The organism is Bacteroides sp. OM05-10AA, assembly GCF_003439055.1.
In the GTDB taxonomy this organism is placed as follows: domain Bacteria; phylum Bacteroidota; class Bacteroidia; order Bacteroidales; family Bacteroidaceae; genus Bacteroides; species Bacteroides intestinigallinarum.
Genome location: NZ_QSUR01000012.1, coordinates 77,672 through 91,819 on the forward strand (window position 1 = coordinate 77,672; position 14,148 = coordinate 91,819).

8 protein-coding genes are annotated in these 14,148 nt (G+C 42.6%); all 8 read left to right on the forward strand.

The features are described 5' to 3' along the window. The first annotated feature begins 52 nt into the window (after positions 1-52). The 8 genes from DXB58_RS11545 to DXB58_RS11580 all read left to right on the forward strand — a co-directional run bounded on the left by DXB58_RS11545 (position 53) and on the right by DXB58_RS11580 (position 14,134). On the forward strand, positions 53-3,028 hold the full coding sequence (locus DXB58_RS11545) for a TonB-dependent receptor (protein WP_122136799.1): 2,976 nt from the start codon (positions 53-55) through the stop codon (positions 3,026-3,028). A 21-nt stretch (positions 3,029-3,049) separates the two neighbouring features. After that, the gene (locus tag DXB58_RS11550; RefSeq protein WP_122136800.1) at positions 3,050-4,627 is read left to right on the forward strand and encodes a RagB/SusD family nutrient uptake outer membrane protein; all 1,578 of its coding nucleotides are present in this window, start codon (positions 3,050-3,052) and stop codon (positions 4,625-4,627) included. A 23-nt stretch (positions 4,628-4,650) separates the two neighbouring features. Then, on the forward strand, positions 4,651-6,393 hold the full coding sequence (locus tag DXB58_RS11555) for a DUF5114 domain-containing protein (protein WP_122136801.1): 1,743 nt from the start codon (positions 4,651-4,653) through the stop codon (positions 6,391-6,393). Between the two features lie 23 nt (positions 6,394-6,416). Further along, positions 6,417-7,505 (forward strand): glycosyl hydrolase 53 family protein, encoded by a 1,089-nt coding sequence (locus tag DXB58_RS11560; RefSeq protein ID WP_122136802.1) that lies wholly within the window; start codon positions 6,417-6,419, stop codon positions 7,503-7,505. Positions 7,506-7,570: 65 nt separating this feature from the next. After that, on the forward strand, positions 7,571-10,018 hold the full coding sequence (galB, locus tag DXB58_RS11565; RefSeq protein ID WP_122136803.1) for a beta-galactosidase GalB: 2,448 nt from the start codon (positions 7,571-7,573) through the stop codon (positions 10,016-10,018). Between the two features lie 261 nt (positions 10,019-10,279). Beyond that, positions 10,280-10,729 carry a nuclear receptor-binding factor 2 gene (locus DXB58_RS11570; RefSeq protein ID WP_122136804.1) on the forward strand — a complete coding sequence of 150 codons (450 nt, stop codon included), beginning with the start codon at positions 10,280-10,282 and terminating at the stop codon, positions 10,727-10,729. 49 nt (positions 10,730-10,778) lie between these two features. Then, positions 10,779-13,214, forward strand: coding sequence for a DUF3160 domain-containing protein (locus DXB58_RS11575; RefSeq protein ID WP_122136805.1), 2,436 nt, complete (start codon positions 10,779-10,781; stop codon positions 13,212-13,214). Continuing rightward, the gene (locus DXB58_RS11580) at positions 13,208-14,134 is read left to right on the forward strand and encodes a CapA family protein (protein WP_122136806.1); all 927 of its coding nucleotides are present in this window, start codon (positions 13,208-13,210) and stop codon (positions 14,132-14,134) included. The genes DXB58_RS11575 and DXB58_RS11580 overlap by 7 nt, the downstream gene beginning before the upstream one ends. Positions 14,135-14,148 lie beyond the last annotated feature (14 nt).

Genomic DNA, 14,148 nt, shown 5'->3' on the forward strand with positions numbered 1-14,148 from the left:
ACAGGAACAAATAAAAAGTAAAAATAAATCTATTATCAATAACACAGTAATTATGAACAGGAATATCTTAAATCTACGCCATCTGACTGTACTACTTATGTTGTGTACAGCCTTTTTAGGAGGCATCATTCCTGCCTTCGCCCAACAAGGAGGCAAGAAAATCACCGGACAAGTGATTGACGAGAACAAGGAACCGATGATCGGAGTAAGTATCCTCATTGTCGGTACTTCTACCGGAACAGTGACCGATTTCGACGGTAATTATACACTCAATGTGCCACAGGGCAGCAAAGAGTTGCAATTCTCTTATGTAGGATATGAAACAAAGGTAGTACCTGTTCCTGCCAACAGTACTACTTTGAATGTCCAGTTGAAAAGTGATTCACAGGTGTTGAGCGACGTTGTAGTAATCGGCTATGGTACGCAGCGTAAAAGTGACCTGACAGGTTCGGTAACTAACGTCAGCAGCAAGGACTTCAACATGGGATTGGTCAGCTCTCCCGAGCAACTGATTAATGGTAAGATTTCCGGTGTGCAAATCATGTCCAACAGTGGTTCTCCCACTGCGGGAAGCACGATCCGTGTGCGTGGTGGTGCTTCACTGAACGCTAGTAATGACCCTCTGATCGTACTGGACGGCGTTCCTTTGGAACAGGGAGGCATCAGCGGTAATGACGGAAATTTCCTTAGCCTCATCAACCCGAACGATATTGAAAGTATGACCATTCTGAAAGATGCTTCTTCGACTGCCATTTACGGTTCGCGTGCATCCAACGGGGTTATTCTGATTACTACCAAGAAAGGAAGTTCGGATAAACTGAAATTTACTTTCAGTACGACAAATTCCATCCAGACACGTACCAAGCTGGCTGATATGCTAAGTTATGACCAATTTGTCAACACCATCCGTACGCAAGGAACGACTGCCCAACAATCTCTACTCGGCACAGCCCATACGGACTGGAATGATGAAATCTATCAGAATGCTTTCGGTACGGATAATAATCTTAGTATTTCCGGAAAAATTGCTAAAAACTGGCCATTTCGTATATCAGTAGGTTATTACAATCAAAGTGGTTTGTTACGCACAGACAACGCGGAACGCTACACGGGAAGCATCATGGTGACCCCCTCTTTCTTCAAAGACCACTTGAAACTGAATATTAATGCGAAAGGGTCTATTAATAACAATACATTTGGTAACACAAATGCTATCTGGGCAGCTTCTACAATGAACCCAACCATCCCCGTTTATTCAGGACTGGATACTTTTGGAGGATACACGGAAGCAATAGACAATACAGGTGCACCAGCCAACGGTGCTGTAATGAACCCGGTGGGACTTATCAAAATGAATGATTCCCAAAGTAACGTAAGACGTTTCATCGGAAATATCGATGCAGACTATCGTGTTCATTTCTTCCCCGATTTAAAACTGCACGCTACATTAGGTTACGACTATGCACAAGGTAAGGGAAGTGTATATGTTCCGGCAGAAGCTGCACAGAATTACACCACTTCCGGTCTGGATTACAGCTACGGCCCACAGAAGAAAGAAAATCGCCTGCTGACTTTGTATGCCAACTACAACAAATTGGTAGAATCGATTAAAAGTAGTTTTGACGTAACAGCCGGTTACGATTATCAGTATTGGAAAGCTACGACTCCGCTTTACTACGAAATGAACACGCTGGGAGAAATACAAAAGACTTCAAAGGCTAAAGACGAACGCCATGTACTACTTTCATACTACGGTCGTCTGAATTATTCGTTCGATTCACGTTATATGCTAACTACCACCATCCGCCGGGACGCTACTTCACGCTTTGCCAAGAATGTACGTTGGGGTACGTTCCCGTCAGTGGCATTAGGATGGAGAGTGACAGAAGAATCATTCCTGAAAGATAATAAAGTATTGAGCAATCTGAAAATTCGTGCCAGTTACGGTGTGACCGGACAACAGGACGGTATTGGTAACTACAATTATCTACCTATCTATACTCAAAGCCAAAATGGTGCGGAAGGTATCATGGGAAATGAATATATTCATACCTACCGTCCCAGCTCTTACGTCCCTGACTTGAAATGGGAAACCACTACTTCATGGAATATAGGATTCGACTTCGGCTTTCTGGAAGACCGTATTACCGGTAGCTTTGACTACTACACTCGCCAAACTAAAGATTTGATTGCAACAGTTCCCGCCGCAGCAGGTACCACCTTCGACCGTAACATCACCACCAATGTGGGAAATGTGGACAGTCAGGGTATTGAATTCAGCGTGAATGCAACTCCTATCCAGACAGAAGACTGGAACTGGGATGTCAGCTTCAACATGACTTGGCAAAAGATGAAGGTAAAAAATCTGTCTTTATCTGCCGGAACTGTCGCTACAAATACCTCAGTAGGTCCATATATCGACAGTTACCAAGTACAAACGTTAAGTGAGGGATACGCCCCTTATATGTTCTACGTTTATCATCAACTCTATGATGAAAAAACAGGAAAACCGGTAGAAGGTGCCTATCTTGATGTGAATGGAGACGGACAAATCAACTCTTCCGATTTATATCGTTACCACTCTCCCGCTCCGGATTACATTCTCGGTTTCAGTACTTCACTGCGCTGGAAAAAATGGACTTTGAGTACAAGCTTGCGTGCAAACATCGGCAACTATGTCTATAATGCCATGGCTATGAATGCCGGAGCCTGGGAAACAGTAAGCTACAACTCCTATCAATTGAATAACCTGTCTACAAGTTATCTGAAAACTGGATTCCAGACCCGTCAGTACTTGTCCGACTATTATGTAGAAAATGCTTCTTTCCTGAAAATGGATAATCTATCGTTGAACTATAATTTCGGTCAAATCTGCAAAGGATGTAGCCTGAATGTGAGTGCTATGGTTCAGAACGTATTCTGTATCACCAAGTACAGCGGTGTCGACCCGGAGGTTCCTAATGGTGTGGATAATTCCTTCTATCCACGTCCGCGCACCTTCTCACTGAATGTAGGTTTCAACTTCTAACTATTTAAAAACAAGCGAATCATGAAAAAGATATTATATACAGCCTTCTATTTTTGCAGTGCATTATTGCTGAACTCCTGCATAGGCGACTTAGACCAATATCCGCATGAAGACGAAACATCTTCTACGATATATACCAATGCTGAAAACTATAAAGCCGTTTTAGGTAAGATATATGCTGCCATGGTGACCACCGGACAGGAAAAAGGGGGTGATCCAGACTTGAGCAGTAATAGTGGACAGGATTACATGCGTTGCTTCTTCAACCTGCAGGAATGTGGAACAGACGAGGTGGCCTCTACCTGGTTGTCAGGTGATAATGTGAGTGGATTGACTTATTTAAGTTGGGATACTAATGATCCTTGGGTATCGGACATGTACTATCGGATTTATTATAACATAGCATTGTGCAATGAATTTCTCCGTAACGCAACCGATGAAAAGCTGGCAGAATTTAGCGAACAGGATCAAGCTGAAATCCGCCATTACCGGGCTGAAGCTCGTTTCATGCGTGCTTTATTCTACTACCATGCAATGGACTTATTCCGCAACATCCCGTTCATAACAGAGAATGACCCGACTGTCGGCTATCTGCCTCCACGTTATACGTCTGCACAAATTTTCAGTTATATAGAATCTGAATTAAATGCCATTACAAATGATATGCTTAGCAAAGGTGATTGTCCTTATGGACGTGCTTCACAAGGAGCCGCCTATACATTGCTTGCCAAACTTTATCTGAACGCAGAGGTGTATATTGAAACGTCGAAGTATACAGAATGTATCGCTGCCTGTCAACAGGCCATCGCACAGGGATATTCATTGGAAGATGACTACAGCAAACTATTCAATGCGGATAATGATAAGCGTACTGCCAACGAAATTATATTCACCTTACCTGTGGACGCTACACATACCGTATCTTGGGGTTCTTCCACCTACATCGTCTGTGGTGCCGTAAGTAATACTTCCGACAAACAGATTCCTGAAAATTATGGTGTGAAAAGCGGTTGGGGAATGTTCCGTGTACGTGGAGAAATTCCGGCCTTATTTAGTGGAACTGATGATAAGCGCTATATGTTCTTCACTGACGGACAAACACAATATCTGGATGTGATAGATAACCAGTCAAACGGATATTTTGTAGAAAAATGGACTAACCTGACAGATGCCGGAGCAACTGCTTCCAACACTGCAGATGGTGGTGTAAATACAGATTATCCTTTATTCCGTTTGGCAGACGTATATCTGATGATGGCGGAAGCTGTGGTACGTGGCGGAACGGGTAGTGATAAAGGAACCGTATTGGGATATATCAATAAACTGCAAGAACGTGCTTATGGCGACGACTCTCATAATAAAGCGGAAGCCGACCTGACACTGGACTTTATCCTGAAAGAACGTGCCCGTGAACTTTATTGGGAAGGGTACCGTCGTACCGACTTAATCCGTTTCGGAATGTTCACTACCGACAAATATCTGTGGCAATGGAAAGGTGGTGAAAAAGGTGGCGTAGCTGTAAATAGCAAGTATAATATCTATCCGATACCGGCTACCGAACTGACGGCTAATCCCAATTTATATAATGAAAATTATTAATCATCCTCTAATACAAACGATATATGAAAACAATAAATAGTCTGTTCCTTTCATTGGCGGCTCTCTTTATATTGAGTGCCTGTGAAGATGACGCAGATAAATATTATTTATCGAGCCTGACAGAAAATGAATTGATAGCTTCTACAAACAACATTGTATTGACGGAAGATATCGCACAAAAGAATGTTCTATCACTGGCATGGACCGACCGGACACTGGCTATCAGCAATCCGGATTTCAAACCGACCAACTTATTGAAAACAAGTATACAGGTTGCATTAAACGAAGATTTCTCCGGAACGATCGTAGAGTCTACCGAAACCTCTCTTTCCAAGACTTACAATGGAGCCGAATTGAATATTGTTACCAATAATCTGGGGGTTGAAGCCAATGTAGCCACTAAATTCTATTTCAGACTGAAAGGAACAACGGGGAACAACATCGAACCGGCATATAGCAATGTGGAAGTAATCACCATCACTCCTTATGAACTGGATATGCGTTTCGCCAGCATGCTGGATCAAAACGGCACAGACACCGGTATGAGTTTATTTTCAGTAAATACAGATGGTGTATACAAAGGATTTGTAGGAGTAAATGCCTGGTACAACTTCCTGATTAAAGAAGCCAACGGAACGATCTGGAGAAATGACAACGAAACCGGAATGCCGTTCTTACTAACTACAGCAGGGGATTGGAAATGCTGGTTCCCAGGAGTTGGAGGTTGCTATTATATCACATTTGACACAAATAATAAGCAATGGAACGGAATACAAATACCAACATTGAACGTCAGTGGAGATATCGATGCAACAATGGAATTTAACCAAACAAACAGAAAATGGACAGCTACATTCAATGCTAATGCAGCCGGAAGTATGACTATCCAAATCAGTGGAACGGGTAAATTATATGACCATACATGTGCCAATCCGAATGATAATGGGGGATACGACATTGATGACACGAAAGCTAAAGATACTCCTATGGCATTCAGCGGCAGTAGCACAGCGTTAAATCTCGGAGAAACAGCTGGAAACATAACAGTTAATGTGCCACAGGCAGGAGAGTGTACGCTTTCTATCGATCTAAGTAACCCTCAACAATGGACTGTATCAGTAGAAGAAGGTTCTATAGAACCGGAGCCGGAACCGGAAGAGGGACAATATTTGTATTTGCCGGGAATCGGCCAAGGTAGCGACTGGACATACGATCATAAAATTGAAGTGTACTATAAGGAAGAACAAAAATATGCAGGTATAGTGGATGTCAACTCACAATACGGAAATTATGCGATGACCCTGTTCTCATCAGGAGATGCATGGGACACCGGCAAAATGTACACCATTGCCAATGATGACTCGGAAAGTACGGCAGAAGCTGGAACTCTTGTAAATGGACAAGCAAAGAATATTCCTGCACCTGCTGCCGGTCTTTATCTGTTTGACGTTTCATTAAAAGAGTTGACCTATAAAACTTATGCAGTTGGAAATAACATCTATTGTTATTATGGAATAGAGGGGGATAACAATTTATACCCTATCGCCACAACAGGAACTACCGGAGAATATTCGGGAACGATTACGTTATCACAAGATTCTAACTGGGGAATCAAATTTTATATAAAAGATGACTGGACCGGAGCGTATGGAGGAAGCAATGGAAAACTATATTATAACAGTAACGACGGTATTCCATTGACTGCCGGAACTTATACTATCACAGTCAATCTGATAGACGGTACTTATTCCGCTTCTAATAAATAACCTTTAGATAACAGTATATAATTATGAAACGATTCAAAAATATATTGATGGCTTCCGCACTACTGTGCGGAGCCTTCTTCACAGCCTGTGACGACAATGATGATAAACCGGTATTTCCGGAAAATCAAGATCAAGCCTATGACATGTCTGGTTTTGCCAAAGGAGCCGATGTCAGTTGGTTGACAGAAATGGAAAAGGAAGGTTACAAATTCTATGATGCTGAAGGAAACGGACATGAATGTATGTCACTACTCCGGAATTTGGGCATGAATGCCATCCGTCTACGTGTATGGGTAAATCCCGATCAGGGATGGTCGGAAGAGGAAGGTTTCTTTAATCCGGAAGGATGGTGTGATAAAGACGATGTAGTGACCAAGGCGTGGCGCGCTCACAACTTAGGCTACCGTATTATGATTGATTTCCATTATAGTGATATTTGGGCGGATCCGGGACGGCAAGAGAAACCGGCAGCTTGGGCCGACCTATCCTTTGATGAATTAAAACAAGCAGTAGCCGACCATACCACTGAAGTATTAAGTGCAATCAAAGCAAGAGGTATCGATGTGGAATGGGTGCAGGTAGGTAATGAGACACGTACAGGCATGTTAAAACCAGACGGAGCTGCTAGCAGCGGAAAAACCGCCAACTTCGCTCAACTGGTAACAGCGGGATACGATGCCGTTAAAACAATCTACCCGGAAGCTAAAGTTATCGTACATATCGATCAGGGCAATAATCCCAATCGATATATCTGGCTGTTTGACGGTCTGAAAGCTGATGGGGGAAAATGGGATGTAATCGGCATGTCTCTTTATCCGGAACCGGATACCCAAGACTGGAGACAATTAAACAATGATTGTATTGCCAATATGAAAAGTCTGATTGAACGATATAATACACCTGTCATGATGTGTGAGCTTGGTATTTACTGGAATTATGAAGAAGCAGAAGAGTTTTTTACCGATTTCATGACTAAAGCTAAAGAAATAGATCAATGCCTCGGTGTTTTCACTTGGGAACCTCAAAGTTACGGTGGTTGGAAAGGCTATCACAAAGGCTTGTTTGACGATACTGGTAAACCTACTAACGCATTTAATGCTTTCAAGAGATAAGATTATTGAATCATTTTTTATAACTTTACCCCAAATCCAAAATATTTTATACCTGAAAAGCAAAAATGAACATGAAACACCCAAAACAGTTATTAGCTGTACTTTTGATGGGCGCCGCTTGCACATTGCAAGCGCAACGCAGTGAGACGCTGCTCGAGAAAAACTGGAAATTCAGTAAAGGAGATTTTAAAGAGGCTAGCCAGCCGGAGTTTAATGACACTAAATGGGAATCGGTTGTTATTCCGCACGACTGGGCGATTTTCGGTCCATTCGATATGAATAACGACCTGCAGAATGTAGCTGTAACACAGAACTTCGAGAAAAAGGCTTCCTTGAAAACAGGACGTACCGGTGGGCTCCCTTATGTAGGCACCGGATGGTATCGAACCAGTTTTGATGCTCCTGCCGATAAGGAGGTGACGCTGCTCTTTGATGGCGCCATGAGTGAGGCACGTGTCTATGTAAATGGAAAAGAAGCTTGTTTCTGGCCTTTCGGCTACAACTCTTTCCACTGTAACGTGACGTCTTTATTAAACAAAGACGGAAAGAATAATACGCTGGCCGTACGTTTGGAAAATCGTCCGCAGTCCTCGCGTTGGTATCCGGGAGCAGGTTTGTATCGTAATGTGCATCTGATCGTGACTGATAAAGTGCACGTGCCTGTATGGGGAACACAAATCACAACTCCTCATGTCAGCAAGGACTTTGCAGCCGTACGTCTTCAAACGAAGATTGATAATGCCGGTGAGAAAACACAAATCCGTATAGAGACAGAGATTCTTTCTCCGAACGGAAAAGTGGTTACCAGCAAAGAGAATACGAGCCGCATTAATCACGGACAACCATTCGAACAAAACTTTATTGTAAATGCGCCCGAACTCTGGTCACCGGAAAGTCCGTCGCTCTACAAGGCTGTTTCCAAAATTTACGCAGATGATAAACTGGTGGATACTTACACGACCCGTTTCGGTATCCGCAGCATTGAATATATCGCTGATAAGGGTTTCTATCTAAACGGAAAACATCGCAAATTCCAAGGGGTATGTAATCATCATGATTTAGGTCCGCTGGGTGCCGCTATTAATGTGGCAGCGCTTCGCCATCAACTTACATTGCTGAAAGATATGGGATGTGACGCTATCCGTACTTCTCATAATATGCCGACTCCCGAACTCGTAGCATTGTGTGACGAAATGGGATTCATGATGATGATTGAACCGTTCGATGAATGGGACATCGCCAAGTGCGAAAACGGTTATCACCGTTATTTCAATGAATGGGCGGAACGTGATATGGTAAATATGCTCCATAATTATCGGAATAACCCGTGTGTGATTATGTGGAGTATCGGTAATGAAGTGCCAACCCAATGTAGCCCTGTCGGCTATAAAGTGGCTAAATTCCTACAAGATATTTGCCACCGAGAAGATCCGACACGTCCTGTCACCTGCGGAATGGATCAGGTTACTTGTGTACTTGCGAACGGATTTGCAGCCATGATTGACATTCCGGGACTTAATTACCGTACCCAACGCTATAAAGAATCTTATGACCAACTCCCGCAGAATCTGATTCTGGGTAGTGAGACTGCTTCTACTGTCAGTTCACGTGGGGTATACAAATTCCCGGTAGAGGATAAGAAAAGTACCAAATATGAAGACCATCAATGTTCCTCTTATGATGTGGAAGCCTGTTCATGGTCAAATATTCCGGATGAGGACTTTGCACTGGCCGATGATAACCATTGGACAATCGGACAATTTGTATGGACAGGATTTGACTATCTGGGTGAACCATCACCTTATGATACGGATGCATGGCCCAATCACAGTTCCATGTTTGGTATTATCGACCTTGCCAGTCTGCCTAAAGACCGCTATTACTTGTATCGCAGTGTATGGAATAAGGATGCAGAAACCTTGCATATTCTGCCTCACTGGACATGGCCGGGACGTGAAGGCGAAGTGACTCCTATATTTGTATATACCAACTATCCTACAGCCGAACTGTTTATCAACGGTAAAAGTTATGGTAAACAAAGCAAAAATAATAGTTCGTTGAAGAACCGCTATCGTCTGATGTGGATGAATGCTGTATATGAACCGGGAGAAGTAAAAGTAGTAGCCTATAACAAAGATGGAAAAGCTGTAGCGGAAAAAGTGGTTCGCACTGCCGGAAAACCTCATCACATCGAATTGGTCAGCAACCGTAACGAATTGACTGCAGACGGAAAAGACTTAGCGTATGTGACTGTGAAAGTTGTAGACAAAGATGGTAACCTATGCCCTACTGATAATCGTCAGATAAACTTCTCTGCAAAGGGAGCCGGTAAATATCGTGCTGCTGCCAATGGCGATCCGACGAACCTGGAACAATTCCATCTTCCGAAGATGCATGCTTTCAACGGAATGTTGACAGCTATCATACAAGCTGGTGAAACTGCCGGAGAAATTGTATTTACAGCCAAAGCAAATGGAGTGAAAGCCGGAAATATTCGTATTCAAACGAAATAAGGCATACGCTTTATAAAATCTGATAAGCCACCGGATTTCTTAACTAAAGAGAAGTCCGGTGGTTTTCATATATAATATACTGGACTTTTCACTTTTACGAGAAAAGAAGCAGGTAAATACAGGTTAATATCTATCTTTGCCAAAGAAAACGTTACAGATATGTCGCACAGGATTCACTTCCTTATTTTTACAGGTCTTTTACTGATGTTCTGTTCATGCCGGAAAGAAAACAGGTTTGAATGGCAAGTAAATCAAAGACACATGGAAGTATCTCTGAACAAAGAATCTGATTCGCTCTATGTCATTCATTTGAATACAGACCAACCCTCCCACTCTGTTTGGAAATTGCCTTACCCTGTCTATCAATTTGATTATGGAGATGTTACAGGAGACGGGATGCCGGAAATTATTGTGGGGGTTATCAAACCTACCCGATTCGATCCCAAACCTGACAAGCGGTTATTCATTTACCGGATTGCAGATGAAGCGTATATCCGCCCACTTTGGTTAGGTTCGAGGGTAGCACAACCTTTGGAAGATTTTAAAGTGATTCGTGAACATACTCCTGTATTGATACGCACCATGGAACGGGAACGAAGTGGAAAATTTCTGATAGCGGAATATGCATGGAGAGGTTTTGGTCTGGATTTTAAGGGATATCTGAAACGCGAGACAGAAGAAAAGGAGGCCAAACGCATTCTTGAACGTTAACGTTAGATACTATCATTTATATATGGCAATTTATAGAATAATGAAAAACATGAGACGACTATTATTACTGTCCTGTACACTAATTCTTATTCTCTGCGGATGCAAGAACAAGAACAAAAACACCTCAACGGCATCGGCACAAGATACTGTTATGACTGCCACCTCATTATTGACCGATACTGTTCTACCTCAATCTATTGATTTGAAGCAGGATATCAGTCGTTACTCTTTTCAGGAGTTGCGTTTATTACGTAGTTATCCATACGCTATACATGGTTATCATTTTATGGAAGCGGACATCAATGCTTTCTTCTCGGCCAATACGAAATGGTATAATGATCTTGTCTGGAAGTTATGGGATGAATCGGAGGCAGACGGAGAGAATAAATTTCCGGAAAACTATGATGAAGTCAAACTGACGGCTGAAGAGAAGGCTTTCGTAGAACGCATCGATGCTCGCATGGCAGAAATGCGTCAGCAACAGTTTACTCAACGAGACTCTTATTATTTAGGAAATGCAAATAATATAGTCAACCTGTTCCAATTCAAAGATATAGACGAGGCATTACTAGCCAAGTTGCAACAGAACAACTTTGCCATTACAGAAGGAAGTAACTTACAGTTGTTTCATGCTTACGAAGAAAATGATTATCGCCAAGTGCCCAATTTCATCACCACTGACTTATATTTACAGGCATTTCACATGTATTTCTCTTATGTACTGAAAAGTCTGGAGAAACAACACATCATTCCTACTTTGGAAAGACTATGTCTATCACTCAACGCAACTTGCATAAGCATCTCCCGCCAGACAGAAGACGAATCTCTGAAAGATATAGCAGAATATGCCGCTACTTTTTATGCTATCCCTTATTATTTGCTGACAAAGGAAACACCCAATCTCCCTGCTAAGTATCAAAAAGCATATCAACAGGAAATAGAACATATCAATGCACAAGAAGATGATTTCTCGGAATTTCTTTCATACAAAGATGCATACTTCCCATACAGTCTTTTCAAGCCACGCGGACATTATACCCGTGAACCCCAATTACAGGCATACTTTCAGGCTATGATGTGGCTTCAAACTGCCTGTTTTTGCAGAGAACAACAAGAACAGCTCAAACAAGCAATCTTTCAGGCTACCCTACTATCTACTTATAAGGATATGACCAGGACACCACTAATGGAACTATACCAACGCGTCTATACACCACTTACTTTCCTGATGGGTGAGACTGATAATCTTTCTCTTCTCGATATTGCACAGATTCTGAAGAAAAATAAAGCAGAATATACTGAAGATGCATTGACTCCGGTTCAAATAGAAAAGGTGAATCAAGCGCTCATTGAACTGGCAAAAAGCAAGAACAGGATCAAACCTAAAATAGAAATCTCCTGCCGGGACAAAATCAATTTTATGCCACAAAGATATCTGGCAGATAATGAAGTACTTCAGGAATTGGTAGATGTCACCCCAAACAGCAAACGTGCTTATCCGAAAGGATTGGATGTCTTTGCCGCTTTCGGAGTAAACTCCGCCGAGACTTTACTGACTGATTTTTACAAAGAAGCGGACAACTGGAACCAGTATACCGGAGAATTACAAAAACTGAAAGATAAATTCAAAGCTTCCCAGCCTGCACAAGTATCTGTCTACGAATTATGGATGAAAAGTCTGTTCACCATGCAGAAAACGGACAAGAGCCAGCCGGGATTTATGCAAACACCCGAATGGGGATACAAGAACCTGAATACAGCTCTGGCATCTTGGGCTGAATTAAAGCATGACGCGATCCTTTACGGAGAACAGCCCATGGCTGCAGAATGTGGAGGTGCCGGACCTCCTGATCCGATCGTAGTGGGATATGTAGAACCGAATCTTCCTTTCTGGAAGAAAATGTCAGGGATTCTGCAAGCCACCCAACTGGTTCTGCAACAAAGCAATTGCCTGACGGATGACTTGAAAGGAAAGACAGAGCAGTTGCAGGACTATGTCAGCTTTCTGATTCAAGTAACAGAAAAGGAACTGCGGGGAGAAAAACTGACCGAACAGGAATATCGCACTCTTGAGTATATGGGAAGTAGTATAGAATATTTCACTCTGTCTGTGCTCGATCCTGATTTACATCTGGATAACTGGTCATTAGTGCAAGGTCCGGACAAGTCGATAGCTGTAGTGGCTGATATTTATACCCGCAACGTGAGTGGATGTGATAAGAATGGAGTACTGCATGTGGCAACAGGAAATGCCAACAATATCTATGTGGTAGTAGAAATAGAGGGTAATCTCTATCTTACCCGTGGTGCCACATTTAGTTACTACGAGTTTGTCCAGCCACTGGATACCCGGCTCACGGACGAAGAGTGGCAGAAAATGCTGGAAGAAAAGAAAGCACCTGCCGTCCCGGAATGGATGAAAAATATCCTACTGGAGAAAGAACCTAAAGTAGATGACAGAGTTTTTTATAGTTCAGGATGCTAATATCCTTTTCCCGAATTAACCGGATTATAGGTAGTATAGGTCTGTTATTGCTTACTGCCTGCCAGCACCCGTCAGAAGAATGTCTCTCTATCGCTTTCACCGGAGATGTTCTTCTGGACAGAGGGGTACGCCAACAGATTCAACGGGGAGGTGTCGAAGATTTATTTGCGTCGGTAGCTCCTCTCTTTCATCAAATGGACGCTACGGTAATCAACCTGGAATGTCCCGTCACTTCGGTTCGTTCGCCACTACACAAGAAATATATCTTTCGCGCGGAACCGATATGGATGGAAGAATTGGTTAAAGCCGGCATCAGTCATGCGGCTTTAGCGAATAATCATACTATGGATCAGGGACGAAGCGGATTGACAGATACTTATCAGCATCTCTTATCGGCAGGAATCACTCCGATAGGATATGGTAATACTTCTTCCGAGAGTTGCCAACCCGTAGTGATAAAGAAAGGAAAAATTAAAGTAGCACTCTTCAATTCAGTTACACTTCCTTTGGAGAATTGGGTATATTTAGAAAATGATCCCGGTATTTGCCAGCAAACCACGGAAGAAATAGATGAGGAAATCAGGAACTTCAAGCAAGAGAATCCCGAAAGTTATGTGGTCGTTATTCTCCATTGGGGAATTGAGTACCAATCCTCTCCTACTCTAAACCAAAGAAAGGGAGCACACCGACTCGTTCGTGCAGGTGCGGATGCTATCATCGGACATCATCCGCACGTCATTCAGAAAGAGGAATATTTCAATGGTAAGCCCATCTTTTATAGTCTGGGCAACTTTGTATTCGACCAACGAAAACCGGAAACATCACAAAGCCAGATTGTGCAGCTTGATTTCACATCTACGGCATGCAAAGTTAAAGTACATCCCGTAACGATCCATCAATGCAAACCGGAAATGCAATAAATCCGGTATGCATT

What these genes read in the sequence shown, in the direction of transcription:
- DXB58_RS11560 (WP_122136802.1), top strand. Translation starts at nt 6,417, where the DNA reads ATGAAACGATTCAAAAATATATTGATGGCTTCCGCACTACTGTGCGGA.
- galB (WP_122136803.1), top strand. Translation starts at nt 7,571, where the DNA reads ATGAACATGAAACACCCAAAACAGTTATTAGCTGTACTTTTGATGGGC.
- DXB58_RS11580 (WP_122136806.1), top strand. Translation starts at nt 13,208, where the DNA reads ATGCTAATATCCTTTTCCCGAATTAACCGGATTATAGGTAGTATAGGT.
- DXB58_RS11570 (WP_122136804.1), top strand. Translation starts at nt 10,280, where the DNA reads ATGGAAGTATCTCTGAACAAAGAATCTGATTCGCTCTATGTCATTCAT.
- DXB58_RS11555 (WP_122136801.1), top strand. Translation starts at nt 4,651, where the DNA reads ATGAAAACAATAAATAGTCTGTTCCTTTCATTGGCGGCTCTCTTTATA.
- DXB58_RS11550 (WP_122136800.1), top strand. Translation starts at nt 3,050, where the DNA reads ATGAAAAAGATATTATATACAGCCTTCTATTTTTGCAGTGCATTATTG.
- DXB58_RS11545 (WP_122136799.1), top strand. Translation starts at nt 53, where the DNA reads ATGAACAGGAATATCTTAAATCTACGCCATCTGACTGTACTACTTATG.
- DXB58_RS11575 (WP_122136805.1), top strand. Translation starts at nt 10,779, where the DNA reads ATGAGACGACTATTATTACTGTCCTGTACACTAATTCTTATTCTCTGC.